Source organism: Dechloromonas sp. HYN0024 (assembly GCF_003441615.1).
Taxonomy (GTDB): Bacteria; Pseudomonadota; Gammaproteobacteria; order Burkholderiales; family Rhodocyclaceae; genus Azonexus.
On record NZ_CP031842.1, the window covers coordinates 912473 to 937378 of the forward strand.

Consider the following 24906-nt stretch of genomic DNA (forward strand, 5'->3'; position numbering starts at 1 on the left):
GGGGCGGCTGATCGGAAGCGTATGCTGTCGGCAGACAATGGGCCGGTCAGCTTGCCCACCAGGCGGTATCTTGCCGTCGTCAATAAATACAGGGGAATATCCGTGAATCCGGCCAAAATCAACGAACTGTTCGACCTCTTGCGGGCTGCCTGCGCCCGTCAGTTCCGTTTCAATCCCCGGCGCATCACGGCCGGTATGCGCTATGTGGGCAAGGAAGGACACGGCAAGGACATGGTGCATGTCTTTCGGGATGCGTCCACCCATTCGCAGATCGTCCTCGACAGCACTTTCGCCACCCTGCGCGAAAAGCACGGCGAAAAACCACACTGGACAGACGCCGAAAAGGCCCGCTATCAGCAGACCGATGCCGAAATCGATGCCGAGATCGCAGCCCGGCAGGCCGAATTCGACTACACGCTGACTTCTCCGCTCTATCTCGATCACAAGGCCCAGTTGCTGGCTCATTACAAGGACTGGCCGGGCTACCTGCCGGGTGGGGCGAATCCGCGCGAAGCTGCACGATTGCTGCTGGTCGCCCTGGCTGAGGCCAACGATGTACGGCTGAGCGCTTTTGCCGAACGCATGGGCTCCAACGATCCGGAGCATCTGGCGCATCTGCTGCTGGCCCCCTGTCATCTTGAAATCGAAGCGAGTCAGGCTTCACGCGCGCTGTAGTTGGGCGTTGACGCCCGGTCGGGACGTACAATTCGGGCATGACTCACATCGCAACAATCGAAACTGTCGACGCCGAAGCATCCGACGTCATCAATGAGCCGCGCCTGTGGCGCAACAACGGCTGGACGGCCCGCGTCATCAAGAATGAAGAGGACGAGGGTTGGGCCGTTGAAATGATCAAGGACGGCGAGGCCGAACCGGCCCTGGTCGGTCCGTGGACCATGGGGCGCGACAAGAAAAACCCCAAGCCGCTCGATGTTTCGGCTTTTCAGACCCTGATCAAGACCGCCTCGGAGGTCCTGCGCCGGCACGAACATCAGCTCTATGCGCAGCTGCACCGAAAACTTACCATCGAGGCCGACGGCCGGCCGATTCTGGTCAGCCTTGACATTGTTCCCGACGAAGATGATCCCTACGCCACGCTGTCGGCCGAAGATGCCGATGGTGAACCACTGGCTGCGGTGCGTGTCGGGCCGAACTTCAAGCTCAGTTCTGCCAGCGCTACAGCCTGGATTGCCGACGAATTTCGCCAGCCCGAATAAGCACATGGAAACCATCACCCGAAAACAGGCCGTGCAGAGCTACACCGGCTATTCATGCATCGGCCTTTACAACCCAAAAGGCCCGGAAAACGTCGGCTCGATCATGCGCGCCGCCGGTTGCTACGGCGTCAATAGTGTTTTCTATACCGGCAAACGGTATGAGCGCGCCGTCGAGTTTCGTACCGACACCAAGCAGGTTCACCTGCAACTGCCGCTGATCGGTGTCGATGACCTGCAGCAGGTCATCCCCTTTGGTTGTGTCCCGGTCGCCATCGAAGTGCATCCGGATGCCAAACCGCTCACCGAATATCAGCACCCCGAACGCGCCTTTTACATCTTCGGCCCGGAGGATGGCAGCCTCAAAAAGAACGTTACCTCGTGGTGTCGCGATATTGTGTACATTCCGACGCACGGCTGCATGAATCTCGCTGCGACAGTCAATGTGGTGCTTTATGACCGCATGCTGAAGGCGGCTGGCCGTCGCTTCACAGCCGAATCCGGGGGGGCGTAAAATGTCGAAGCGCGGCCTATTTCTGCCGGTAAATGTCATATGATCGGCGACGGCATTTATCTTTTTCTCAGTCAACGGGAGTGCACCATGAAAAAACTGTTTGTCACGCTGGCCGTCGGGTTTGCCTTTGCTCAGCCGGTATTGGCCGATGCGCCTTCTGATTTGCTGGTGATGGTCAATTCGGGGAATGCGCAAACCCAGGGCATGGCGTTCGTTTTGGCCACCCAGGCACAGGAGCAGAAATCTGGCGTCCGCGTATTGCTCTGCAGCGAAGGCGGGCAACTCGCCGTCAAGGGGAAGGAAGGCACCGTTCTCAAGCCGAGGAACGTTACCCCCAACCAGATGCTCCAGGCTTTGATGAAAGCCGGAGCCAAGGTTGAAGTCTGCGCCCTGTTCCTGCCCAATGCTGATCTCAAGCCGACTGACCTGCTGGAGGGGATCAGTGTTGCCAAGCCGCCCGAAGTGGCTGCTTACATGCTGCAGGGCAACGTCAAGGTGTTGACCTACTAAGCCGGTGTCTGGCGATGATCGCCCCTGGTATGGGGCGGTTTCGCCAGCCCAAGTGTCTGCCTCGAATGGTCAGCGGACAATATTGATGAACAGGCATTGGTTCAACTTCTGGATGCCCATTTGACTTCCCATCCCATCGCCGTTTTCGATTCCGGTCTCGGCGGCCTGACGGTACTAAGCGCCTTGCGCGAGCGGCTGCCGCAGGAAGATTTCTTCTATTTTGCCGATACCCGGTTTTTGCCCTACGGTGACCGCCCCGAGGCCTTCCTGCGCGACCGTGGTGTGCTGATCGCCAGGGCGCTGGTACGGCGCGGGGCCAAGGCGCTGGTGATTGCCTGCAATACGGCGACGGCAGCTGCCGCTGAGGCGATTCGGGCGGCCGTCGATTTGCCTGTCGTGGCCCTGGAGCCGGGCGTCAAGCCGGCGGTGGCGCTGACCCGAAGTGGGGTCATCGGGGTGCTGGCGACGACGCGGACACTGGAGAGCGAGCGGTTTCAGCGGCTGGTCGGCAACCATGCCAACCAGCATCGGGTGATTGCCCAGGCTTGTCCGGGGCTGGCCGAAGCGATTGAGGCCGAGGGGCCGGACAGCCCGCGGGTAGCCAGCTTGCTCGATACATTTGTGGCACCGCTGGCCGCTGCGGCGGCGGATGTCGTGGTGCTCGGCTGCACGCATTACCCGTGGGTGGCAGCGGCGATTGCCCAGCGCATGCCGGTCGGGACGACCTTGCTTGATACCGGCGAGCCAGTGGCGCGTCAGCTTGAACGCCTGCTGGCAGCGGGCAGCCTGCTCGGCGGCGGCGAAGGCCGCATGACGGTGGCGACGAGCGGTGCGCCGGCCACGGTGATCGCCACGGTCGACCGCCTGTTCGGGCACAAACTGAACATAGAACACTGGGAGCCTTGAGATGACAGGGGCGCAAGGAGATGGGGGGCAAAAGCCGCTGGCCGGCCTCAAGGTGGTCGAACTCGGGACGCTGATTGCCGGGCCGTTCTGTACCCGCATCATGGGCGAGTTTGGTGCCGAGGTGATCAAGGTCGAGTCTCCCGATGGTGGCGACCCGCTGCGCAAGTGGCGCAAGCTCTACGAAGGTACGTCCTTGTGGTGGGCGGTGCAGGGACGCAACAAGAAATCGGTGACGGCCAATCTCAAACATCCCGAGGGGCGTGAATTTGTCCGCCAACTCATCGCCGGGGCCGATATCCTGGTCGAAAATTTTCGACCAGGCGTGCTGGAAAAGCTCGGTCTTAGCTGGGAGGCCCTGAAAGCCGACAATCCGGGGCTGGTCATGGTCCGTCTTTCCGGCTTCGGGCAGACCGGGCCGTACAAGGATCAGCCGGGTTTCGGTGCGGTTGGCGAGTCGATGGGCGGTCTGCGCTACATCACCGGCTTTCCCGACCGTCCGCCGGTGCGCACCGGGATTTCCATCGGTGATTCGATTGCTGCGCTGTGGGGGGCGATTGGCGCATTGATGGCGCTCCGTCATCGCGAAGTCAATGGCGGGGCCGGGCAGGTGGTTGATGTGGCCCTCTACGAGGCGGTTTTCGCCATGATGGAGTCGATGGTCCCGGAGTTCGACGTCTTCGGCTTCGTGCGCGAGCGAACCGGCAACATCATGCCGGGCATCACCCCATCAAGTACCCATACCACCAGGGATGGCAAGCATGTGACGATTGGGGCCAATGGCGACGCTATCTTCCGGCGTTTCATGCGGGCCATCGGTCGCGCTGATCTGGCCGATGATTCGGCACTGGCTGACAATGCCGGGCGCGATGCTCGGCGCGACGAGATTTACGCACTGATCGACAGCTGGGCTGCCGAGCACGACGAAGCCGAGGTGCTGACCATCCTGGCGGCGGCGGAAGTGCCTTCGTCCCGCGTTTATTCGGCAGTGGACATGTTTGCCGATCCCCAATTCATCGCCCGTCAGATGTTTGAATCGGCCAGCCTGCCGGACGGCAAGGAGTTCAGGATTCCCGGCATCGTGCCGAAACTGTCGGAAACGCCGGGTAGTACCGAATGGCTGGGGGCTGCGCTCGGCGCACATACCGATGAAGTGCTGGGCAGTCTCGGCTATTCGCCGGAAAGCATTGTCACCTTGCGGGCCGTCGGTGCGGTTTAGCCGCCCCTAGCGCAGCCGGAAACGGACGGGCAGGACGACCTGACGCGGCGCGTCGGCCGGCAGGGACTGGAGCGAACGGACGGCGCGCAACGCGGCCTCATCGAGCAGGGGGTGGCCGCTACCCTGTTCAACCCGGGCGGCACTGACCTTGCCGGCTTCATCGATGATGAGCAGGATCTGCACTTCGCCTTCCAGTCCTCGGGCGATGGCTTCGGGTGGATAGAACTGGCCGGCCTGGTCGAGTTTCTTGAGATGTTCACGGACGGCTTGGGGCCACGTCTTTGCCGGCAGGTTGGCCGCTTTGTTACTTGATTTGGCAGGCGGTTTGGCTTCTCTGGTCGGCGCTTCGCTGTTTGGTTTGGGTTGCTCCGGCAGGCTCAGCGGTGGGGTTGCAGCGGGCGTCCGTAGCTCGGCGTTCATCGGGGGGGGCGAGGGTGGCGGCTTCGGACCAAAGTCAATGGCTGGCAACAGGGGCAATATATGCAGGAGCAGCGACAACGCCAGCGCCGCAAAAAGCCGGTAATCGATCCGGGTCATGAGAAAATGAGGGCTGGCCAGAGGCAATGGAAAAGCAATGAGACTCGCAATGAGACTAACTGTAAAAAGACGGTTTGCAATGATAAGCGCGATGGGGCTGCTGCTGACGGCTTCGCTACCGGTTTTTTCAGCCTTGCCGGACCCGGTGGCTTTTACCATCAACATGGAACTTGGCGATGTCAGGCAGGCGGAACGCTGGCTCGATGAGGGTATGTCGCCTGATTTCATGGGTAGCCGAATCGGCACGGGTCTGATGATCGGTGCCTGGGAAGGCAAACTCGATCTGATGCGCCTGTTCTTGGCACGTGGCGCTGATATCAACAAGTTGAACGCCAATGGCGAATCGGCCATTGCGCTGGCTGCCTGGCGCGGCAATCTCGAGGTGGTCAAGTGGTTGCTCGACAATGGTGCCCGCATCAATGCACCGCGCCGGAAATGGTCGGCCCTGCATTACGCGGTATTTGCCGGGCATGCCGAGGTGTCCGATTTTCTCATCGCCCAGGGGGCTGACATCAATGCCCAGAGCACCAATGGTTCGTCGGTGCTGATGATGGCGGTCTATGAAGGCAAGACAGCACTCGCCCGCAAACTGATCGAAAAAGGGGCTGATCGCACGCCCCGGAACGACTGGGGTGATGGCGCACTGGAGTGGGCGATGCGCCATGATCGTCTGGAAATCGCCCGCATGGTCAGCAATCCCGAGGAGTTCAATATTGCGGTGAGCCAGCCCAAGGAAAAATGGGGGGAGCCAGTCCGTTCAATGCGCAGCTCGAAGGAATTGGAGGAATTGCTGAGCATGCGCGAGAAACTGGTTGAACGCGGTATGTCGCCGACCGCCATCGACAAGCGTATCGCCACCGAGCGGATGCGTATCGTGCGCGCTGAAATGGATCGCGCCAAGCCGGCGCGGGCTGCGACGATGGAAATTACCGCCAGCCGCAAGAAGCCGCAGGAGCAATCGGCGACCATCGTGTATGATGACAGTGGCAAGCCGGCGGGTTTCAAAGCGCCGCCTGCGACCTATTTCGGGACACCAAAAATGCCAGCCAAAGTGCCGGTCAAAAATTATTGAGTTTTTGTCGCGCCAGCTGGGTTTAATTGCAAATTGCGATCAGCTCATGCAGACTTGGTCGAATAACAGAGAGGGGAGTCGGCATGCTTTACGTGGCGCGAGATGGTAGAGGCAAAGTCTGTGAATTGCATCCCATGCCGCTGGGTGAGGCCAGAGAAGCCATGTCGGCCGATAATCCCGAGGTCTTGCAATTCATTCACGAGCGCTGGCGACAGAATGAACTCGATGTGCTGGACCGGGATTTCGTCCGGGTCATCGAGGACACCATCGAACTGCTCATCGCCAAGGATCTCATCCTGTTTACCGATCTGCCGCCCAAGGTCCAGGACAAGCTGATGCGTCGCAAGGAAGTGCGTCAGTTGAAGCAGTTCGAGGGTAATTTCGGCGCTGGCGGCGACGACATCATTCCCCTCTGATTTCTTCGCCCTTTTGCCCGACTAGTTGATGGTCATCACGGACTTGACCAGTTCGGCCAGGGTCCGCACCCCCATTTTTTCCATGACCCTCGCCCGGTGGGCCTCGACCGTTTTCATGCTGATGTTGAGTTCATCGGCGATCTGCTTGTTGAGCTTGCCGGCGACGACCAGTTTCATGACCTCACGTTCGCGCTGGGTCAGCTGATCGAGGCGGTGGCTGATCGCCCCGTCGCGCTGACGGCGGGCGGATAGCTGGCGGTCGAGTTCGAGCGCCCGGACGATGCGTGACAGCAGGTCTTCGTTGTGGAAGGGTTTTTCAATGAAATCGCAGGCCCCCCGCTGCAGGGCGGAGACGGCCATCGGCACATCGCCATGTCCGGTCACGAAGATGACCGGTAGTTGCGAGCCGAGGGCATCCAGTTTTTCGTGCAGTTCGAGGCCGCTCATTTCCGGCATCCGGACATCGAGGATCAGGCAGCCACGCATCCCGTCATGTCGGGCACCGAGAAAACTCTCGGCCGAGTCGAAACAGGCCACGACGTAGCCTTCGCCTTCCAGCAGCCAGGTCATCGAGTCGCGCATGGCCTCGTCGTCATCGACGACGTAAATCGTTTGCTTCAGTTCACTCATCGTTATCCTCGTTTTCTTCCTCGATCGGGACGGTGAAATGGAATATGGAGCCTCCTTCGCGACGAGGTTCTACCCACAGTCGGCCTTGATGAAACTCGATGATCGAACGGCAGATCGCCAGTCCAATGCCCATGCCTTCCGCCTTGGTGGTGTAGAAGGGGGCGAAAATCTTTTCACAGTCCGCCTCATCCAACCCATGCCCATGGTCAGCCACGGTGATCTCCAGTAGGCGTTCGTCCAGGCGATGCGCCTGCAAGGTCAGCTGCCGGCGTTCGACCGGCACATCGCTCATGGCCTCAATGCCGTTTTTGAAGAGATTGAGCAGTACCTGTTCGATCATGATGCGGTCGACGACAATTTTCGGCAAATTTTCCGGCAGGTCGACGACGATTTGTGTTCCGGTTCGCTGGGCGTCAATGTCAGCGAAGGCACGGGTTTCATCGACCAGTTCTTCGAGGGCAATGGGTTGCCGGTTGGGGTCGCCTTTTTTGACCATGTCGCGCATCCGGCGAATGATCTTGCCGGCCCGCTCGGCCTGGTCTGAAGCCTTCTGCATGGCGGCCAGCAGATCTTCGAGCTTGTAGTTGCCGGCCTGCATGCGTTTGACGCAGCCGGCGCAGTAATTGGCAATGGCCGATAACGGCTGGTTCAGTTCATGGGCCAGCGAGGAGGCCATTTCACCCATGGTAATCAGCCGCGAGGTCTGTTCGAGGCGTTTTTGCTGTTGCAGGTTGACCTCGTCAATGTGCTTGCGGTCGGTAATGTCGGCCCCGATCTGGACCCGCACAATGCGGCCGTCCACCCAACGGATGGCGCGTTCGTGGAGATGGTACCAGTGGCCAGAAAGAGCATGCTGGAGCTCTCCGTCGTAGATCTCGCAGGGTAGTTCGTCGACTACCAGCTCATTCGGATCGCGAACCAGCATATCGGCTGATGGGCGGCAGGCAGCAGTGACCTCGGCCGAGTCGAGGCCGACGCTGTCGAAGCCGAAAATATTCTGGAAGGCACGGTTGGCGAAGAGGATTTCGCCGCTCTGCACATCGGCGACATGTACCGCGGAATCTAGGCCGTCGATGACCGTGACAAAGCGTTCGTGGGCGCGCTCCAGCTCAACACGAACCCGCTTTGGCTCGGTGATGTCGTTCATCGAGGCCATCCAGCCGATTTGCTGGCCATCGGTGCCAATCAGGGGCGAGAAGTAAAGGCGGACGTCGAAGCGCTCACCGTTCCGGCGCATGATGCGCATCTCGAAGCCGCTGGCCGGCGCCAGCCCGGCGAGGGCAGTATCGATGTTGTGCTGCAGATGGTCGAACTCCTCCGGCGGCCAGTAGGGATAGGGGGGCTTGATGCCGACCAGCTCACTTTCTTCATAGCCGGTCATCCGGCAAAAGGCCGAATTGACGAAGGTGATCCGGCCCTCCAGGTCAATGGCGCGCAGGCCGGTGATGAGCGATTGCGACATGGCCTGGCGAAAGGCGTAGGCAGCGCGCAGTTCCTCTTCGGTAGCAGCCCGGCGCTTGGCATGCCGGCGGAGCTGGATCAGCGTCACGGTGGCGATCAGCGTCAGGACGAGAATCAGCGTCACCGGAACATAGGGCAACCAGGCACCGCCGGCGCGGTAGGCAACAATATTCAGGCCGAGGCGGTTGTTCGGCAGTTCAAGACTGATCTGGCCGGAAATCTGTCGGTCGGTTGGCTTGACCGAGGTGTTGCTCAAAACCTCGCGGTTTTGTGCGTCAACCACGGTCAGGTTGTAGCGGGTCGTGAAGACGGTGGGCAAGGTCGTGCGCAGCAAGGTTTCCAGCGATTGCAGGGCGATGAAGGCACCGAGATCGCCGCTGCCACGCTGTACCGGGTGGACAATGTCGTGCGCCGGGCGCTGGGTGGCGTCGCGATAGTCGGCCGAAACGACCTGTCGGCGGATGCGCATGGCTTCCTGAAGGGCGGCCAGGCGCTCGCCGGTCAGTTGTTCGCCGACGAAAACAGCGGTTGATTCGTTGGGAGCGACCCATTCCACCTTGCCATCCGTATCGACCCAGATGATCGCCTGGATTTCAGGCGCTTCGCGGGTATAGCGCCCGGCCCGGACCTGGAAGGACTCGTAGGTGAGTTGCTTGAACTCCTGATCACGTCCCAGTTCGGCGAGGAAGTCCTGATGCGCCCGCAGGCGGTTTTCGATGGTCCGTTCTGCCCAGTGCATGTCACCTTCGAGGGCAGAACGGGCGGTATCCAGCTCTCGCCATTGGAGGAGAGCGGTGAGCACGAGCATGGCCAGGGCAAAAACGCCGATCGCGACATAGGGGGCGAGCCAGAGCCGGGTGTTTTTCGGCTGCGGAGAAGGAGGGCGCAAGAGCATGCTCAAATTCTTCGCTCCCCGGCGTGCATCGGCCATAGGTACTTACCCTAGGTTTGGCGCATTCATATGAGCCAGCTGGCGATCCACGGCACCAGCAAGGCGGTGAGCGCCCCATTCATGCCCATGGCCAGCGCGGCAAAGGCACCGCTTTGCTCATTGACCTGAAAAGCTCGCGCGGTGCCGATGCCATGCGAGGCGATGCCGATGGCAAAGCCGCGAATCGCCGGGTCGCGCACCTTGATGGCATCGAATATATAGCGTGCGCCGACAGCGCCAAGGATGCCTGTGATGATGACGAGCACGGCCGTCAGCGACGGAATGCCGCCAATCCGTTCGGCGATGCCCATGGCGATTGGTGTCGTCACTGACTTGGGAGCGAGCGAAAGCTGGGTGGACGTGCTGGCGCCGAGAAGGCGGGCAACCAGGACGGCTGAAATAATGGCGGTCAGGCTGCCGACGAGAAGGCCGGCGAGGACCGGCAGCAGCATCGAACGAACCCGCCGGAATTGCAGGTACAACGGGATAGCCAGGGCAACGGTGGCTGGGCCGAGCAGGAAATGAACGAACTGGGCGCCGGCGAAGTAGGTCTCGTAGCTGGTTCCGGTGATGGTCAAAAAATCACCAAAGCGGAAACGGCGATCAGCACGGGATTGGCCAGCGGATTGTTGCCGGTACGTTGGTAGATCGCGAAGGCACCCTGATAGGCGAGCAGGGTGATGGTCAAGCCGAGCAGTGGCGAGGCTGAGAGATAGACCCAGATCTGGCTGATCTCGTCGGTCATGACGGCTCTCCGGTGGCTGGTGTGCGTTGACATAGCTTCATGACCAGTGCCGTGACAATCAGGGTGGCAAGGGTGCTGATAACGAGAGACGCCAATAGTGGCAGCCATTCGTCGGATACCCGGTGGAGATGCACCATGATCCCGGTGCCGGCCGGCACGAAGAGCAGCGACAAATGTTGCAGGAGGTTCTGGCTGGTTGTCTGCAGTCCTTCCGTCGGGCCGCCACGCAGCACCAGAGCCAGAAACAGCAAGAGCATGCCGATGACCGGGCCGGGAATGGGCAGGTTGAGCGAGCGGGCCAGTACTTCGCCAGCGAGCTGAAAGACGAGCAGGGCAGAGAGGGCGGAAATCACGGGCAGCCTTCACGATGTTTCAGAAGGCGTTCAGTGTATTGCTCAATTTATGTTTTGATAATGGATCAAAAAGTCGATTGATCTTGTACAGCTGGTATTGGATAGAGGGCTTAACAACCCTTGCCGGTCTCAGAACGGGCGCATCGATAGCGTCTCAGGGGCGCCGCCGATTGGCGTGTCCCGCGCAGAAAATTGCGGCCATAAAAAAACGCCGGGGAGTCCCGGCGTTTTCTCGATGTTGACCGGCTTTGCGGTCGATTGTGCCTGTCGGACAGCTTAGGCCATCGCTTCGTACAGCGGCAGGGTCAGGAACTCCGGGTATTCCGGGGTCAGCGACATGTCGTCGAAAATCACGGCAGCCTGTTCGTAGCTGGCGGTGTCTTCGCCCTGGGCAGCGACGAAGGCCTTCACCTTGGCCAGTTCCTCGGCGATCATCGGACGAACCATCTCAACGGTGACCTTGCGGCCGTCGTCGAGGATGCCCTTGGGCGAAACCACCCACTGCCAGACCTGCGAGCGGGAGATTTCGGCGGTAGCCGCATCTTCCATCAGGTTGTGGATGGGCACGCAGCCGTTACCAGCCAGCCAGGAGCCGAGGTAATGGATGCCGACGTTGATGTTGTTGCGCAGGCCGGCTTCGGTGATCGGGGTTTCCGGCTGGAAGTCGAGCCACTGGGCCGGGCCGAAGTTGCCGCTGACCTGCTTTTCCCACTGGTTCGGCTTGTCGCCCAGCACCTTGACGAATTCTTCCATGGCGATCGGCACGAGGCCCGGGTGGGCAACCCAGCCGCCGTCGAAGCCGTCGTTGGCGTCGCGGGTCTTGTCGTGGCGGATGCCGGCCAGCGCCTTTTCGTTGGCCACCGGGTCGTTCTTGATCGGGATCAGGGCCGACATGCCGCCCATGGCCGGGGCGCCGCGCTTGTGGCAGGCCTGGACGAGGGCGAGGGCGTAGCCGCGCATGAAGGGCACTTCCATCGTGATGGCGCTGCGCTGGGCGAGGCAGAAGTCCTTGTTCTTCTTGAACTTCTTGATGCACGAGAAGATGTAGTCCCAGCGACCGGCGTTGAGGCCGGCCGAGTGGTTGCGCAGTTCGTAGAGGATTTCTTCCATCTCGAAGGTGGCGAGGATGGTTTCGATCAGCACGGTGGCCTTGATGGTGCCCTGGGGCAGACCGATATGGTCCTGGGCCATGACGAAGATGTCGTTCCACAGACGGGCTTCGAGGTGGCTTTCCATCTTCGGCAGATAGTAGAAGGGACCGGCGCCGCGGGCGATCTGCTCCTTGGCGTTGTGGAAGAAGACGACGGCGAAGTCGAAAATACCGCCGCCGACGCGCTGACCGTCGACCAGCACATGCTTTTCATCGAGGTGCCAGCCGCGCGGACGAATCTGCAGGGTGGCGATCTGGTCGTTGAGCTTGTATTCCTTGCCGTTCTCGTTCTTGAACGACAGTTCGCGCCGGATGGCCTTGTACAGGTTCATCTGGCCGACGATCTGGTTGTCCCAGTTGGGCGAATTCGAGTCTTCGAAGTCGGTCATGTAGGAATCAGCACCGGAGTTGAAGGCGTTGATGATCATCTTGGCTTCGACCGGGCCGGTGATTTCAGTGCGGCGGCGCTCCAGGGCCTTGGGCAGCGGGGCGATCTTCCAGTCGCCTTCGCGGATGGCCTTGGTTTCCGGCAGGAAGTCAGGCATTTCGCCGGCGTCAATGCGGGCCTGGCGGGCAACGCGGGCTTTCAGGAGTTCCTGGCGACGGGCTTCGAAGGCGCGGTGCAGCTTGGCGACCAGTTCGAGGGCTTCGAAAGTGAGGACCGATTCGTAACCCGGCTTGATCGGGCCGGTGATTTGCACGCCTTGGGGCAGGTTGAGGGCCATGAAGAACTCCTGAGTGAGTGATGAATGGATGTTGCGCTGCAGCGAATTCTAAGACTCTTCTATAAGACTTGAAAGGCGGATAGAATCAATTCATCTTTTACTTAAAGTATGAAATGGACCGCCTAAAACAGATCGAAGCCTTCGTTTCGGCCGCTACTCGGGGCAGTCTATCGGCGGCGGCCCGGGTCGAGGGCGTCACCCCGGCGATTATCGGTCGCCGTCTCGATGCTCTGGAGGCGCGGCTCGGCGTCAAATTATTGCTGCGCACCACGCGCAAGCTGACCATTACCTTCGAGGGCCAGGCCTTCCTGGAAGATTGCCAGAAGACCCTCAACGATCTGGCCAATGCCGAAGCGGCCGTGTCGCTTGGCAGCGTCAAGGCCAGCGGCCAGCTGCGCATCTCGGCGCCATCCGGCTTCGGGCGGCAGCACGTGGCGCCGCTGGTTGGCGATTTCATGCTGGCCAACCCGGAAGTCCGGGTCAATCTCAACCTGAGCGACCGGCTGGTCGATCTGGTCAATGAAAACATCGACTGCGCCATCCGCATCGGTGAGCTGACCGACTCCAGCCTGATCAGCGTCCGTCTCGGCGAAATGCGCCGCATGGTCGTCGCCAGCCCGGCCTATCTGGTTACTCACGGCGTGCCGCGTGAGCCAGCCGATCTGGTCGGGCACGAATGCCTGTCACTCGGCCAGCAGCGCGGCTGGGTCTTTCGCGATCCAGCCAGTGAGCAGGTCGACACCATCAAGGTGGGTGGCAGTTTTGAATGCAATGATGGCGCCGTCCTTCACGAATGGGCGCTGGCCGGCCGAGGTCTGGCCTGGCGTTCGCTGTGGGAAGTCGGCCAGGACTTGAAGGAAGGCCGACTGACCTCGGTGCTCGACGCCTGGCAAGCCCCGCCCATGGGTATTTACGCCGTCTTTCCCCAGCGCCGGCATTTGCCGCTGCGGGTACGGCTATTCATTGATTTGCTCAAGGAAACCTATAGTCGGCCGAGCTATTGGGAGTTGCGCTGAACTGGCGAGATGACGCTGCAGAAAGGCTTGCCGGGAGATGGTCGGGGAACTCTGGGCACCGCGCCGTAGCGGCTTTGATGTCCCCCGGAATTGAGCAGCACGTGGCTATGTTGCCACCGCCAAACACTCACTGACGAGAGTCCTTAAGGGCTTCACCCGGAGCCACATCCGGGCCAGATATTGGGAGATAAAGGGTGAAGGTGCTGCCAACGCCTGGCGTGCTATCCACTTCAATGCGACCGCCATGGTCACACGCAATCCCCCAGGATATGGACAACCCAAGGCCAGTCCCCTTGCCGACCGGCTTGGTTGTAAAAAACGGGTCAAAAATTCGTTTGATATTTTTGTCGGGTATGCCGACTCCCGTATCGCTAACTGCGATCGTGACCCAGTCACTCTGATGTTTCGTCGTGATGGTTATTGTCCCGAACTGGCTAATCGATTGAGCTGCATTTAGCAGCAAGTGCATAAATATCTGGTTGATCTTGCCAGGATTGCAACGTACCTGCGGAAGCTTGCCCAGATTGCATACGACCTTGGCCTTTTGCTTGAGTTCGTTCGAGACAATATTAAGGGTGGTGTCCAGCCCAACGTTGATATCAGCCAGTTGCAGTTCGGTACCATCAAGACGCGCAAAACTTTTAAGGTCAGCAACAATTTTCCGCACGCGCTCTAGCCCATCGCGGGATTCCTTGATCAAGGAATCGAGATCATTACTGAGGTAGTCAAGCTCGGCATCATCAAGTCGCTGTTTCAGCGCGAAAAGGGCTTCTCCCTGTGGCGCACCGGCCCCAATCCACGATTCGAGCTCAACAGCGATATCCAGGAGCAACCTGGTGTAAGCATTCAATGTTCCCAAATTGGAAGTTACATAGCCGATCGGGTTATTGATTTCGTGGGCCACGCCAGCAGCCAGAAGGCCAATCGAGGCAAGCTTCTCCGACTGAAGTAATTGCTCATGTGATTGAGCCAGCTCGTCGATTGCTATTTTCAGTTCGTGGGTGCGCTCCTCAATCAACGCTTCAAGTTCGCTATTCCGTTCATTCAAGCGCTGCATCGGATAGACCTCGCCACGCTCAGCGAGACCGAACGGGATCGAAATGCCACTATGCGTGATCATCCAATTGCCATCTTCACGCCTGAAAATAAGGACCAGACGGGCGGTTTCCCGCGCCAAAAACGACTCGGGAACTGGCAAATGAATGTGAAAAAAGGCAGTTGCCGATACGACATCGTCGCTGAGATCCTGAAGCGAGAGGTCGAGCATTTCAATTTCTATACGCTGGGGTATTTGTTCAAAATCCAGCAGGGTCACCTTTATCCACTCATCCGTGTCGGTGATGAGTTGGTCACTACTTCCTGCGTAGCCGCTAAAGTTTTGGCTAAAACGGGCCGCCAGCCTTTGATCCCGTGACGCGTACATCTCAATGTATTCGTCAAACAGCGACTGAATCAATTTTTTGCGTTCAGCTAACATCTTCAAAGGAAATTCGGCAAAGCCATGAGATGACGGGTGGAAAGATGGATTATGACGAGATTAATGGTCCATTTGGGCGTTTCGATCTAGCGAAATCGACCCATCGTATACTAGCTATTCAAGGTGGCCGTAAGCGATGCAAGCTCTTCAGCTGAATCTGCCAATATGCTTGTCAGTGTTTCTCCATCGACCAATAGTTCAATGTCAGCCAGCATTCCCTGCTTGCCCATTCCAGAGAGTTGGGCCAATGGCGACTCGACTGGTGAAAGCTGGTCCGCCAGAAGCAGGGTATCGCCGAGCGATGTGGCGGGCATGGCAAGATAGCCACCCCAGAGCGATTCGATTGCGCCGAGGATGTTTTCAGGCACATCCAGTGCGCGCAATACGATATGACCCAGTTTTGCTTCGGTATCGTTATGCCAGGCCTCAAGGCCGTTCTCCAGCAGTCCGGGAAACTCCGCAGCTCTAGAGATCAGGTAGAAGCCACCGACCTCATGCACGATCCCGGCAAAAAAGGCCGCCTCAGGGTCTTGCTTGGTTACATAGCGTGCGATCACCCTGGCCAGTGCAGCAACATTAGCCGAGTGTTCCCACAGTCGATGAGCCAGAGCAAGGTGCTCGGAAGAGTGCGCCATTCCCTCCATCTGGCGCACGATGACCGCCGTAGCCATCGAGCGCAAGGTCGTGAAGCCAAGCCGTGACACGGCACTGCGCACATCACTGACGGCACGCCCGGAGGGGTTGTAGGCCACCGAATTGGCGATACTGACCACCTTCGTGGAAAGTATCGGCTCTGCCGAAATAAGCTTGCTCAATTCGCTGATGGCGCAATCCGGATTGTCCAGTGCGCGCCGAACTCGCAATGCAATGTCGGCATGGGTGGGAAACACCATGTCGCCGAGAGCAGCTTTCGCTACCAGTGCGTCTAACGCTACCTGATTGTCCATGTCTTTTCTCTCAGTGCCCCACGCCGTAGCTGATGATTGCAGCCGGGATGTTGTCGATCGGAATGGTTTGATCCGTGGCCCCCAGTTTGATGGCCTCCTTGGGCATGCCGAAAACGACACAGCTGGCTTCGTCCTGGGCAATCGTCCTGGCGCCTGCATCATGCATCTCCTTCATGCCGCGAGCGCCATCGTCGCCCATTCCGGTCATGATGATGCCAAGGGCATTGGCGCCGGCGAATTTGGCGACGGAACGAAAAAGTACATCGACCGAGGGCTTGTGGCGATTGACCAGCGGCCCGTCGGCGACATCGACGACGTATTGCGCGCCATTGCGTTTGAGCATCATGTGCCGTCCGCCGGGTGCAATCAGCGCCAGGCCGGGGATGACCCGATCGCCATTTTTTGCTTCGCGCACCTCGATCTGGCAGAGGCTGTTCAGACGCTCGGCGAACATCGCCGTGAATTTTTCCGGCATGTGCTGGACGATCACAATGCCCAGCGAAGTGGCTGGCAGTTTGGTCAGGACTGCTTCCAGGGCCTGCGTGCCACCCGTCGAGGTACCGATGGCAACCACCTGATCGGTCGTGCGTTCGAGTGTCCGGTTGCTGCCCGCGCTGAGCATGACATCGGCCGTCAGCTTTGGACGGTCGATGGCCGTGGCGCGAACTGCCCGCATGTTGGCCCGGGCCGCGCTGCGCACCGCCTGCACGATATCGTTCGAAGCATCTTCGAGGAAGCTTTTCAGCCCGACCTTGGGCTTGGTGATGATCGACACAGCCCCTGCTGCAAGCGCCTCGAATGTCGCCAGGGCGCCATTTTCGGCCAGGGATGAGCAGACGACGACCGGCGTTGGGCGCTCGGCCATGATTTTTTTCAGGAAAGTAATGCCATCCATACGCGGCATCTCGATGTCGATGACCAGAACATCCGGCCAGGCGACTTTCATCTTTTGCAGCGCAAAGAGCGGGTCGGCCGCCGTTGCAATGACCTCGATGCCGGGGTCGCTGGCCAGCGCCTGGGCAACGACCTGACGGACCAGGGCCGAATCGTCGACGATCATGACTTTGATCTTGTCAGCCATAGGGGCTCCTGATCTCGGCATTCGAGCCTTGCGGGAAGGCCAGCCAAACATCGCCACTCCAGATGTCGAAATGCAATTTTCGGCGTCCGCTGCCCCCTACATGTTCGGCCATTAGCGCGATATGGTTCGCGGCCAGCAGTTGTCGCCCGTGGGCCACATTACGCGGGCCGATATCCATTTGCTTGCCGGATGGATCGGCCAGCATGTTGGCGCCGCCGAACAATTTGGCCTGATATTCACTGGGCCGCGTTCCTGCTGCCTCCACGTGTTGCAGGAAAAGTTCGAATGCCTCACTGGCGAAGCGGCCGTCCAACTTGGCATTGGCCGGACGCTTGCGCTCTGTCAGCATGTAGTGACACATACCGCCAATGTGCCGTCTTGGGTGCCACAGGGTGATCGATACACATGAACCGAGCAAAGTCGAGATGCGCGCGTCTTTCCCACCGAAGTAAAAGTCTCCAGGGTTGAGAAATACCGTTTTTATCCCGACAGCTTGCTGACTCATGGCTTTCGATAGATGGTTGGAAGAATCGCTTCGACGCGATCAGTGATGCCGTTCAGTGTTTCCGAATGTCCGATAATCAGGTAGCCACCGGATTTGAGGCGTGGCAGAAGATTGTGCACCACTCTGGTCTTGGTCTGTGGATCGAAGTAAATCATGACGTTGCGCAGGAAAATGACTTCGAATTCGCCAATTTCTGCATCAATCGGGTTCATCAGGTTGATTTGATAGAAGTGCGTCTTTTTTCGCAACTCGGGGGCAATCAGGAAAGTTCCGGCATGGGAGCGGACGCCCTTCAGACAGTATTTCGTCAGGTACCCCGGCGGAATGCCTTCGGTGCGGGCCAGTGAGTAGTGACCGGTCGCCGCCTTGGCCAGCACCTGGGTGCTGATGTCGGAACCGACGATTTCCCACGGCGTGTTGGGCAGGTTGTCGGCAAGCACCATGGCTAGTGTGTAGACTTCCTCGCCACTCGAACTGGCCGCGCTCCACACTCGGAAGCTGGCGGGGCTGTTGCGCTTGCGGATGATTTCATCGCGCAGAAAAGCGAAATGCTTGGGCTCACGGAAAAAATACGTTTCGTTGGTGGTCAGCAGATCGACCATCGTCTGCAGTTCTTCAGGGTGCTCGCCGGTAGCCAGCATCCGGTAATACTGCGTGAAACTGCCAAGCTCATAAACCTTGAGGCGTCGGGTCAGACGACCGACGAGCAATATCTTTTTGGCATCGCTCAGGCTTATGCCGGCAATCTTGTAGATCAGCCGCTGGAAAAGGGCAAATTCCTGGTCGGTGATGGGACTGGGTTCGGCCATCAGAACAACTCGATTTTCTTTTCAGAGGTTTTGGGTTTCTGAACCAGAGTCTCCGCGTAGCTCTTTTCTTCTCTGGCAATGACTTCTGCTGTTGCCATGTTCGTGACCATGCGCCGGCAGAAAGCATCGCCGGTGGTGGGAACGAAAAGGACTTTACGCGACCAAGGGCCGAGAAAATCCGAAGCGAGTAGCGGGATACCCTCGCGATTCAGCCATTCCTTGGTGAAGTCAGCGTTTCGGCTACCGATGCTCATCAATGGTCCGGACGTGTTAATGATGGTTCCACCCCCGAATGCCTTGGCCTGTAAGCGCACTTTCTTTGCCCCTTTTTGCAGCAGTCCATTGAGTAGCGACTCCATGGCGTAAGCGCCAGACAGCAACGAGTCGATATCATCGTTGCTGCTACGTCGGATGCTTGGCAGCATGAAATGATTGAGTCCGCCGACTCGAGCTTGCGGATCAAACAGACAAACGGCAACGCAGGAGCCAAGCAGCGTGGCCAGCGGCCGATCAGGTTCGATTGCCCAGGCCCCGGGATGAATGGTCCGGGCGAGGCGCTCAATTTCCTGAGTAGAAAGTTTGCTGTAATCCATTTGCTTCCATGCTTCCTGGGTGCGGCAGGCCCTGCAAGTTCGTTGTCGCCGCCTGACTCTGGTTTACTGGCAGTTTGCCCCCGTCTGGCTAGCGATGGTGTCCTCAGGTGTTGCGGCCAAGACTGGCCTCAGCATTACCAGCCGGCTCGACCTCGCTGACTATCGTCAAGCCGAAAGAACATCATGGTTTGTTGCAGTTGTTCAGCTTGTGAGCCTAGCTCTTCTGCCGTTGCCGCCAGTTCTTCCGAGGCCGAGGCATTCTGCTGGGTGGCTTGGTTGAGTTGCCCCATGGCGCCGTTGATCTGGGCGACACCGGAAGACTGCTCGCTGGAGGCCGATGCGATTTCCTGAACCAGATCCGAGGTCTTTCGGATGGTGGGAACCATTTCGGTCAAGAGTGTGCCAGCCCGCTCGGCCTGCTTGACCGAGGACGATGCCAGGCCACCAATTTCCTGGGCGGCTACCTGGGAGCGTTCGGCCAGCTTGCGCACTTCGGCGGCAACGACGGCGAAACCCTTGCCATGATCGCCGGCACGAGCGGCTTCAATGGCGGCATTGAGGGCCAGCAGGTTGGTCTGGTAAGCGATGTCATCAATGATGCCGATCTTGCTGGCAATGCTCTTCATGTCTTCAACGGTTTTTCCAACCGCGTCACCACCTTCGGCAGCTTCCTTGGCTGCCTTCGAGGCCATGCCGTCGGTTACCTTGGCATTCTCGGTGTTCTGCGAAATGGAAGCGGTCATCTGCTCCATGGACGAGGTGGTTTCCTCGACCGAAGCGGCCTGTTCGCTGGAAGACTGCGACAGGGACTGGGCGGTGGCTGAGACCTGTCCGGCGGCATTGGTCAGATTATCGGCGGCGGTACGGACTTCGCCGATGATCTGGGTGAGCTTGCCGATCATGTTCTGCATGGCGTTCATCAGATGGCCGACTTCGTCCTTGCTGTCAGACTCGAGCTTGACGGTCAGATCGCCTTCGGAAAGAGCCGTCGCCGCCTTCACCGCTTCGTTGATCGGGCGGGTGATGCTGATTGTCACCCACCAGGCAAAGAGCAAGGCGATAATAATTGCGCTGGCCGCCATGGCCAGCATCAATTGCTTGGCCGATGTCGCCATGTCTTCAGCCGCTTTACCACCCTTTTCCATCAGGGCCGACTGAAATGTGATCAGGTCACTAACGGCAGCGATATAGGCCCCTTGTGACTTCCGCAACTTGGTGACCAGTATTTCCACCGCGTCGTCCCTTTTTCCACCATTCAGCAATTCGAGGAATCGGGTTTGGTCGACCAGATAGGCTTGGCGGGCCTCGATGGCTTTGGCGAGCGCCTTTTTTCCATCATCACTGGTGATGCTCTTGTCCAGCTTGGCAAAACCTTCGCCGACCTTCTTGCGGGAGTCAGCAATACGCTCGAGCTCCTTGGCAATGTCGTCTGGATTCTTGAGCAGTGCGGCATTGCGCAGGGCACGGGCAACCGTATTGATATGGCCAATGATGTCGTTGGCAATCACCGTCTTCGGGAACTTGTCGGAGACCATGTCATTAACGGATTCGTTCAGCGCCCCAAGGCGGGTGTAGGAAATGGTCGCGATTGCTGTCAGCAGGGCGAGTACGAAGCCAAAGCCGATGGCCAGTCGAACGCCGATTTTGAGATTTTTAAACATGGGGTTCTCTCTATTGAATGCTGAGGCGTTAGTGGGTGAGCGAGTTCGGGTCGGTTGTCCCGGCAGGGTCCTTGCCGGTCAGCATGGCGATTTCCTCGACGGAGAGGACCTTGTCGATGTTGAGGAGGATGACGAACTTGCCGGCCACCTTGCCCATGCCGAAGATGAAGTCGGCCCGGATCCTGGCGCCGAAGGAAGGGGGTGGCTCGATTTCGCTGCCCGGAATTTCCAGTACTTCGGAAACGGCATCGACAATGATGCCGATATCGTGACGGTTGTCCTCATCCGGCACTTCGACAATCACGATGCAGGTGCGCCGGCCGACTGCGGTCGGCTGGCCACCGAAGCGGGCGGCCAGGTCGATCACTGGCACGACACTGCCGCGCAGGTTGATCACACCACGAATGAAGTTCGGCATCATCGGGATTTCCGTCAGATTGCCGTATTCGATGATTTCCTTGACGTTGAGGATGCCGAGACCAAACATCTCGCCGCTCAAAGAGAAGGTCAGGTACTGCGCCGGCGCCTCGGCAACCGCCACGGCGTTTGCTTTTGGGTTGGCTTTTACGACTTGTCCCATGATGACTCCTCAGTAGCGTTCGAAGTCACCCTCGTTGATCTGAACCGCGGCTGTCCGAGCTGCGACGCGTGGCTTGCTGGTCCCGGCTGAACTGCGGCTGGGCGGGGTAAAGCTCTGGGTGCTGCGGCGTGCGCCATCCTCGAGATGGAAGAAGGTCATGGTCTGTTGCAGTTGTTCGGCCTGCGAGCCGAGTTCTTCGGCGGTGGCAGCGAGCTCCTCGGAGGCGGAAGCATTCTGCTGGGTAGCCTGGTTGAGCTGCCCCATGGCACCGTTGATCTGGGCGACACCGGAGGATTGTTCGCTGGAGGCAGCGGCGATTTCCTGCACCAGATCGGACGTCTTGCGGATGGACGGGACCATTTCATTCAACAGGTTGCCAGCCCGCTCGGCCTGCTTGACGGAGGACGATGCCAGGCCGCCAATTTCCTGGGCGGCTACCTGGGAGCGTTCGGCCAGCTTGCGCACTTCGGCGGCAACGACGGCGAAACCCTTGCCGTGATCGCCGGCACGAGCGGCTTCAATGGCGGCATTGAGCGCCAGCAGATTGGTCTGGTAAGCGATGTCATCGATGATGCCGATCTTGTCGGCGATGCTCTTCATGGCATCGACCGTCTGCATTACGGCCTGACCGCCATCGGCAGCCTCGGCGGCGGCCTTGGAAGCCATGCTGTCAGTAACCTTGGCATTCTCGGTGTTCTGCGAAATGGAAGCGGTCATCTGCTCCATGGACGAGGTGGTTTCCTCGACCGAAGCGGCCTGTTCGCTGGAAGACTGCGACAGGGACTGGGCGGTGGCTGAGACCTGTCCGGCGGCATTGGTCAGATTATCGGCGGCGGTACGGACTTCGCCGATGATCTGGGTGAGCTTGCCGATCATGTTCTGCATGGCGTTCATCAGATGGCCGACTTCGTCCTTGCTGTCAGACTCGAGCTTGACGGTCAGATCGCCTTCGGAAAGAGCCGTCGCCGCCTTCACCGCTTCGTTGATCGGGCGGGTGATGCTGATTGTCACCCACCAGGAAAAAGCAATCGCGATCAGGGTCGATCCGAGGGCTAGAAAAATGATCAGGTTTTCGGCATTTTGGGCAAACTGTTCGGCTTCCTTGCCGGCCTTTTTCATGTTCGTGGTCTGGTAGTCGACCATCTGGCCAACAGCCTTGATGTAGTCACCCTGTGACTTCCGGATCTTGCTGACCAACAACTCGGTGGCTTCTTCCTTCTTTCCAGCTTTCTGAAGCTCAGTGAACTTATCAAGGTCGACGATGAACAATTTCCGGGCTTCCTGTGCCTCAGCCAGAACTTTTCGTCCGGCTTCGGATCGGTTCAGTTTGTCGAGCAACTCGAACTTTTCGCCAATGGTCTTGCGCGCTTCGGCAATGCGTGCCATTTCCTTCTGCGCTTCCTCGGGGGTCTTGACCAGCAGGGCATTGCGCATGGCACGCGCATTGATGTTGATCTGGTCGACCGTCTGCTGGGAAAGGATGGCCTTTTCAAGCCGGTCATTGACCACGACGTCGAGACTGTGCGTGATCTGGTTGAGTGAGCGGTAGGCAATGACCGACATGGTGATCGAGAGAATGATCACCACACAGAAACCGATGCTCAGCCGGATACCGATTTTCAAGTTTTTGAACATGGTTGTCTCACCCCCCGGAGCGTCTCTGGTTATTGGATTCAGGATTGAGCGTCGGCCGACATTTGAGTGCCGGTCAGCATGGCGATTTCCTCGACGGAGAGGACCTTGTCGATGTTGAGGAGGATGACGAACTTGCCGGCCACCTTGCCCATGCCGAAGATGAAGTCGGCCCGGATCCTGGCGCCGAAGGAAGGGGGTGGCTCGATTTCGCTGCCCGGAATTTCCAGTACTTCGGAAACGGCATCGACAATGATGCCGATATCGTGACGGTTGTCCTCATCCGGCACTTCGACAATCACGATGCAGGTGCGCCGGCCGACTGCGGTCGGCTGGCCACCGAAGCGGGCGGCCAGGTCGATCACTGGCACGACACTGCCGCGCAGGTTGATCACACCACGAATGAAGTTCGGCATCATCGGGATTTCCGTCAGATTGCCGTATTCGATGATTTCCTTGACGTTGAGGATGCCGAGACCAAACATCTCGCCGCTCAAAGAGAAGGTCAGGTACTGCGCCGGCGCCTCGGCAACCGCCACGGCGTTTGCTTTTGGGTTGGCTTTTACGACTTGTCCCATGATGACTCCTCAGTAGCGTTCGAAGTCACCCTCGTTGATCTGAACCGCGGCTGTCCGAGCTGCGACGCGTGGCTTGCTGGTCCCGGCTGAACTGCGGCTGGGCGGGGTAAAGCTCTGGGTGCTGCGGCGTGCGCCATCCTCGAGATGGAAGAAGGTCATGGTCTGTTGCAGTTGTTCGGCCTGCGAGCCGAGTTCTTCGGCGGTGGCAGCGAGCTCCTCGGAGGCGGAAGCATTCTGCTGGGTAGCCTGGTTGAGCTGCCCCATGGCACCGTTGATCTGGGCGACACCGGAGGATTGTTCGCTGGAGGCAGCGGCGATTTCCTGCACCAGATCGGACGTCTTGCGGATGGACGGGACCATTTCATTCAACAGGTTGCCAGCCCGCTCGGCCTGCTTGACGGAGGACGATGCCAGGCCGCCAATTTCCTGGGCGGCTACCTGGGAGCGTTCGGCCAGCTTGCGCACTTCGGCGGCAACGACGGCGAAACCCTTGCCGTGATCGCCGGCACGAGCGGCTTCAATGGCGGCATTGAGCGCCAGCAGATTGGTCTGGTAAGCGATGTCATCGATGATGCCGATCTTGTCGGCGATGCTCTTCATGGCATCGACCGTCTGCATTACGGCCTGACCGCCATCGGCAGCCTCGGCGGCGGCCTTGGAAGCCATGCTGTCAGTAACCTTGGCATTCTCGGTGTTCTGCGAAATGGAAGCGGTCATCTGCTCCATGGACGAGGTGGTTTCCTCGACCGAAGCGGCCTGTTCGCTGGAAGACTGCGACAGGGACTGGGCGGTGGCTGAGACCTGTCCGGCGGCATTGGTCAGATTATCGGCGGCGGTACGGACTTCGCCGATGATCTGGGTGAGCTTGCCGATCATGTTCTGCATGGCGTTCATCAGATGGCCGACTTCGTCCTTGCTGTCAGACTCGAGCTTGACGGTCAGATCGCCTTCGGAAAGAGCCGTCGCCGCCTTCACCGCTTCGTTGATCGGGCGGGTGATGCTGATTGTCACCCACCAGGCAAAGACAATCGCCAGCACGGTAGCAATGACAGCGAGTATTAGAACCGTAGTCTTAGCTGAAGCGGATGTCTCCTCGGCATTCTTGCCGGACTTGGCGGCCATTTCCTTCTGGAAATCCGAGAAAACCTTGGTGGCTTCAATGTAATCGTTCGCGACACGGGTGTATTCGCCAAACAGGTATTCAATCGCCTTCTTCTGGTTGTACTTGGGTGAGCTGGAGTCAGCAATCGGCAGCATTTCGTCGACTGCGGCACCATATTTGGTACGCGCATTCACCATGGCACTCAGCATATCCTTGCCCTTGGGCGTGTTGATCATCGGGGTCAGCTTTTCCAGTATTTCCGCGTTCCGCTTGCGTGCCTTCATCACGATCTCAATCTGGGCTTTCTCAAACGCCTTGTCTTCGGCCATGATCAGATTGCGTACCGAGCGGGCCATAATCAGCGTATTGATCTGGAGTTCGGTGGACATCTCGATCTTGGGCATCCGGTCGTCGACGATGTTGGTGGTGGCTGCGGTGATGTCGGCCATGCGCATCAGCGAGACGGATGCGACAGCGATCAGGAAAGTCAGCGCTATGCCAAAGCCTATGCCCAGTCGGACACCGATTTTCAGATTCTTGAACAT

25 protein-coding genes and 1 pseudogene are annotated in these 24906 nt (G+C 58.9%); 9 read left to right on the plus strand and 17 right to left on the minus strand.

What is annotated here, in order from left to right; translation table 11 throughout:
- The first annotated feature begins 102 nt into the window (after window positions 1-102).
- The 6 genes from HYN24_RS04425 to HYN24_RS04450 all read left to right on the plus strand — a co-directional run bounded on the left by HYN24_RS04425 (window position 103) and on the right by HYN24_RS04450 (window position 4360).
- Entirely contained in the window at window positions 103-675 is a 573-nt protein-coding gene (locus tag HYN24_RS04425; RefSeq protein WP_117608135.1) for a hypothetical protein, read from the plus strand.
- A 38-nt stretch (window positions 676-713) separates the two neighbouring features.
- Window positions 714-1217 carry a hypothetical protein gene (locus HYN24_RS04430; protein ID WP_117608136.1) on the plus strand — a complete coding sequence of 168 codons (504 nt, stop codon included), beginning with the start codon at window positions 714-716 and terminating at the stop codon, window positions 1215-1217.
- A 4-nt stretch (window positions 1218-1221) separates the two neighbouring features.
- Window positions 1222-1728 carry an RNA methyltransferase gene (locus HYN24_RS04435; RefSeq protein WP_117608137.1) on the plus strand — a complete coding sequence of 169 codons (507 nt, stop codon included), beginning with the start codon at window positions 1222-1224 and terminating at the stop codon, window positions 1726-1728.
- Between the two features lie 87 nt (window positions 1729-1815).
- Window positions 1816-2238 (plus strand): DsrE family protein, encoded by a 423-nt coding sequence (locus tag HYN24_RS04440; RefSeq protein WP_117610198.1) that lies wholly within the window; start codon window positions 1816-1818, stop codon window positions 2236-2238.
- 120 nt (window positions 2239-2358) lie between these two features.
- Complete coding sequence (gene murI, locus HYN24_RS04445) at window positions 2359-3144, plus strand: glutamate racemase (RefSeq protein WP_240327730.1); 786 nt, start codon at window positions 2359-2361, stop codon at window positions 3142-3144.
- Window position 3145: 1 nt separating this feature from the next.
- On the plus strand, window positions 3146-4360 hold the full coding sequence (locus HYN24_RS04450) for a CaiB/BaiF CoA-transferase family protein (RefSeq protein WP_117608139.1): 1215 nt from the start codon (window positions 3146-3148) through the stop codon (window positions 4358-4360).
- A gap of 6 nt (window positions 4361-4366) precedes the next feature.
- Here the strand turns inward: HYN24_RS04450 and HYN24_RS15770 are convergent, their stop codons facing one another.
- The gene (locus HYN24_RS15770) at window positions 4367-4897 is read right to left on the minus strand and encodes an energy transducer TonB (protein ID WP_162888589.1); all 531 of its coding nucleotides are present in this window, start codon (window positions 4895-4897) and stop codon (window positions 4367-4369) included.
- Between the two features lie 91 nt (window positions 4898-4988).
- On the opposite strand from HYN24_RS15770, the gene HYN24_RS04460 reads away from it, so the two are divergent.
- On the plus strand, window positions 4989-5969 hold the full coding sequence (locus HYN24_RS04460; RefSeq protein WP_162888590.1) for an ankyrin repeat domain-containing protein: 981 nt from the start codon (window positions 4989-4991) through the stop codon (window positions 5967-5969).
- A 134-nt stretch (window positions 5970-6103) separates the two neighbouring features.
- A complete protein-coding gene (locus HYN24_RS04465) occupies window positions 6104-6385 on the plus strand; it encodes a tryptophan synthase subunit beta like protein (RefSeq protein ID WP_117608141.1) in 282 nt (93 codons plus the stop codon).
- 21 nt (window positions 6386-6406) lie between these two features.
- Here the strand turns inward: HYN24_RS04465 and HYN24_RS04470 are convergent, their stop codons facing one another.
- From HYN24_RS04470 to aceB, 5 genes and pseudogenes are all read right to left on the minus strand, one after another.
- Window positions 6407-7015, minus strand: a complete 609-nt coding sequence (locus tag HYN24_RS04470; protein WP_117608142.1) for a response regulator transcription factor — start codon at window positions 7013-7015, stop codon at window positions 6407-6409.
- Window positions 7008-9371, minus strand: coding sequence for a PAS domain S-box protein (locus HYN24_RS04475; RefSeq protein WP_117608143.1), 2364 nt, complete (start codon window positions 9369-9371; stop codon window positions 7008-7010). The genes HYN24_RS04470 and HYN24_RS04475 overlap by 8 nt, the downstream gene beginning before the upstream one ends.
- A gap of 62 nt (window positions 9372-9433) precedes the next feature.
- Window positions 9434-10152: pseudogene (locus tag HYN24_RS04480) on the minus strand (LrgB family protein).
- Window positions 10149-10505, minus strand: a complete 357-nt coding sequence (locus tag HYN24_RS04485; protein WP_117608144.1) for a CidA/LrgA family protein — start codon at window positions 10503-10505, stop codon at window positions 10149-10151. Before HYN24_RS04485 ends, HYN24_RS04480 begins: the two are co-directional and overlap by 4 nt.
- Window positions 10506-10781: 276 nt before the next feature.
- Window positions 10782-12380 (minus strand): malate synthase A, encoded by a 1599-nt coding sequence (aceB, locus tag HYN24_RS04490; RefSeq protein ID WP_117608145.1) that lies wholly within the window; start codon window positions 12378-12380, stop codon window positions 10782-10784.
- 113 nt (window positions 12381-12493) lie between these two features.
- On the opposite strand from aceB, the gene HYN24_RS04495 reads away from it, so the two are divergent.
- Window positions 12494-13396, plus strand: a complete 903-nt coding sequence (locus tag HYN24_RS04495; protein ID WP_117608146.1) for a LysR family transcriptional regulator — start codon at window positions 12494-12496, stop codon at window positions 13394-13396.
- Between the two features lie 127 nt (window positions 13397-13523).
- Here HYN24_RS04495 and HYN24_RS04500 read toward each other — a convergent pair whose 3' ends face one another.
- The 11 genes from HYN24_RS04500 to HYN24_RS04550 all read right to left on the minus strand — a co-directional run bounded on the left by HYN24_RS04500 (window position 13524) and on the right by HYN24_RS04550 (window position 24906).
- On the minus strand, window positions 13524-14873 hold the full coding sequence (locus HYN24_RS04500) for an ATP-binding protein (protein ID WP_117608147.1): 1350 nt from the start codon (window positions 14871-14873) through the stop codon (window positions 13524-13526).
- A 110-nt stretch (window positions 14874-14983) separates the two neighbouring features.
- Complete coding sequence (locus HYN24_RS04505; protein ID WP_117608148.1) at window positions 14984-15820, minus strand: HDOD domain-containing protein; 837 nt, start codon at window positions 15818-15820, stop codon at window positions 14984-14986.
- Window positions 15821-15830: 10 nt separating this feature from the next.
- Window positions 15831-16901 (minus strand): chemotaxis response regulator protein-glutamate methylesterase, encoded by a 1071-nt coding sequence (locus HYN24_RS04510; protein WP_117608149.1) that lies wholly within the window; start codon window positions 16899-16901, stop codon window positions 15831-15833.
- Window positions 16894-17406 (minus strand): chemotaxis protein CheD, encoded by a 513-nt coding sequence (locus HYN24_RS04515; RefSeq protein ID WP_117608150.1) that lies wholly within the window; start codon window positions 17404-17406, stop codon window positions 16894-16896. The genes HYN24_RS04510 and HYN24_RS04515 overlap by 8 nt, the downstream gene beginning before the upstream one ends.
- The gene (locus HYN24_RS04520; protein WP_117608151.1) at window positions 17403-18215 is read right to left on the minus strand and encodes a protein-glutamate O-methyltransferase CheR; all 813 of its coding nucleotides are present in this window, start codon (window positions 18213-18215) and stop codon (window positions 17403-17405) included. Before HYN24_RS04520 ends, HYN24_RS04515 begins: the two co-directional genes overlap by 4 nt.
- Window positions 18215-18808 (minus strand): chemotaxis protein CheD, encoded by a 594-nt coding sequence (locus HYN24_RS04525; RefSeq protein WP_117608152.1) that lies wholly within the window; start codon window positions 18806-18808, stop codon window positions 18215-18217. The genes HYN24_RS04520 and HYN24_RS04525 overlap by 1 nt, the downstream gene beginning before the upstream one ends.
- A gap of 134 nt (window positions 18809-18942) precedes the next feature.
- Complete coding sequence (locus HYN24_RS04530; RefSeq protein WP_117608153.1) at window positions 18943-20469, minus strand: methyl-accepting chemotaxis protein; 1527 nt, start codon at window positions 20467-20469, stop codon at window positions 18943-18945.
- 28 nt (window positions 20470-20497) lie between these two features.
- On the minus strand, window positions 20498-21049 hold the full coding sequence (locus HYN24_RS04535; protein WP_117608154.1) for a chemotaxis protein CheW: 552 nt from the start codon (window positions 21047-21049) through the stop codon (window positions 20498-20500).
- Between the two features lie 9 nt (window positions 21050-21058).
- Window positions 21059-22684, minus strand: a complete 1626-nt coding sequence (locus HYN24_RS04540) for a methyl-accepting chemotaxis protein (RefSeq protein WP_117608155.1) — start codon at window positions 22682-22684, stop codon at window positions 21059-21061.
- 38 nt (window positions 22685-22722) lie between these two features.
- Window positions 22723-23259: a chemotaxis protein CheW gene (locus HYN24_RS04545; protein ID WP_117608156.1), complete on the minus strand. Its 537-nt coding sequence runs from the start codon at window positions 23257-23259 to the stop codon at window positions 22723-22725.
- A 9-nt stretch (window positions 23260-23268) separates the two neighbouring features.
- The gene (locus tag HYN24_RS04550; protein ID WP_117610200.1) at window positions 23269-24906 is read right to left on the minus strand and encodes a methyl-accepting chemotaxis protein; all 1638 of its coding nucleotides are present in this window, start codon (window positions 24904-24906) and stop codon (window positions 23269-23271) included.

Coding starts and splice junctions, on each gene's coding strand:
- HYN24_RS04550 (WP_117610200.1), bottom strand. CDS start 24,906: ATGTTCAAGAATCTGAAAATCGGTGTCCGACTGGGCATAGGCTTTGGC.
- HYN24_RS04460 (WP_162888590.1), top strand. CDS start 4,989: ATGGGGCTGCTGCTGACGGCTTCGCTACCGGTTTTTTCAGCCTTGCCG.
- HYN24_RS04540 (WP_117608155.1), bottom strand. CDS start 22,684: ATGTTCAAAAACTTGAAAATCGGTATCCGGCTGAGCATCGGTTTCTGT.
- aceB (WP_117608145.1), bottom strand. CDS start 12,380: ATGGCCCTCAACCTGCCCCAAGGCGTGCAAATCACCGGCCCGATCAAG.
- HYN24_RS04500 (WP_117608147.1), bottom strand. CDS start 14,873: ATGTTAGCTGAACGCAAAAAATTGATTCAGTCGCTGTTTGACGAATAC.
- HYN24_RS04495 (WP_117608146.1), top strand. CDS start 12,494: ATGGACCGCCTAAAACAGATCGAAGCCTTCGTTTCGGCCGCTACTCGG.
- HYN24_RS04545 (WP_117608156.1), bottom strand. CDS start 23,259: ATGGGACAAGTCGTAAAAGCCAACCCAAAAGCAAACGCCGTGGCGGTT.
- HYN24_RS15770 (WP_162888589.1), bottom strand. CDS start 4,897: ATGACCCGGATCGATTACCGGCTTTTTGCGGCGCTGGCGTTGTCGCTG.
- HYN24_RS04515 (WP_117608150.1), bottom strand. CDS start 17,406: ATGAGTCAGCAAGCTGTCGGGATAAAAACGGTATTTCTCAACCCTGGA.
- HYN24_RS04520 (WP_117608151.1), bottom strand. CDS start 18,215: ATGGCCGAACCCAGTCCCATCACCGACCAGGAATTTGCCCTTTTCCAG.
- HYN24_RS04505 (WP_117608148.1), bottom strand. CDS start 15,820: ATGGACAATCAGGTAGCGTTAGACGCACTGGTAGCGAAAGCTGCTCTC.
- HYN24_RS04430 (WP_117608136.1), top strand. CDS start 714: ATGACTCACATCGCAACAATCGAAACTGTCGACGCCGAAGCATCCGAC.
- HYN24_RS04530 (WP_117608153.1), bottom strand. CDS start 20,469: ATGTTTAAAAATCTCAAAATCGGCGTTCGACTGGCCATCGGCTTTGGC.
- HYN24_RS04535 (WP_117608154.1), bottom strand. CDS start 21,049: ATGGGACAAGTCGTAAAAGCCAACCCAAAAGCAAACGCCGTGGCGGTT.
- HYN24_RS04440 (WP_117610198.1), top strand. CDS start 1,816: ATGAAAAAACTGTTTGTCACGCTGGCCGTCGGGTTTGCCTTTGCTCAG.
- HYN24_RS04470 (WP_117608142.1), bottom strand. CDS start 7,015: ATGAGTGAACTGAAGCAAACGATTTACGTCGTCGATGACGACGAGGCC.
- HYN24_RS04525 (WP_117608152.1), bottom strand. CDS start 18,808: ATGGATTACAGCAAACTTTCTACTCAGGAAATTGAGCGCCTCGCCCGG.
- HYN24_RS04450 (WP_117608139.1), top strand. CDS start 3,146: ATGACAGGGGCGCAAGGAGATGGGGGGCAAAAGCCGCTGGCCGGCCTC.
- HYN24_RS04435 (WP_117608137.1), top strand. CDS start 1,222: ATGGAAACCATCACCCGAAAACAGGCCGTGCAGAGCTACACCGGCTAT.
- HYN24_RS04475 (WP_117608143.1), bottom strand. CDS start 9,371: ATGCTCTTGCGCCCTCCTTCTCCGCAGCCGAAAAACACCCGGCTCTGG.
- HYN24_RS04465 (WP_117608141.1), top strand. CDS start 6,104: ATGCCGCTGGGTGAGGCCAGAGAAGCCATGTCGGCCGATAATCCCGAG.
- HYN24_RS04510 (WP_117608149.1), bottom strand. CDS start 16,901: ATGGCTGACAAGATCAAAGTCATGATCGTCGACGATTCGGCCCTGGTC.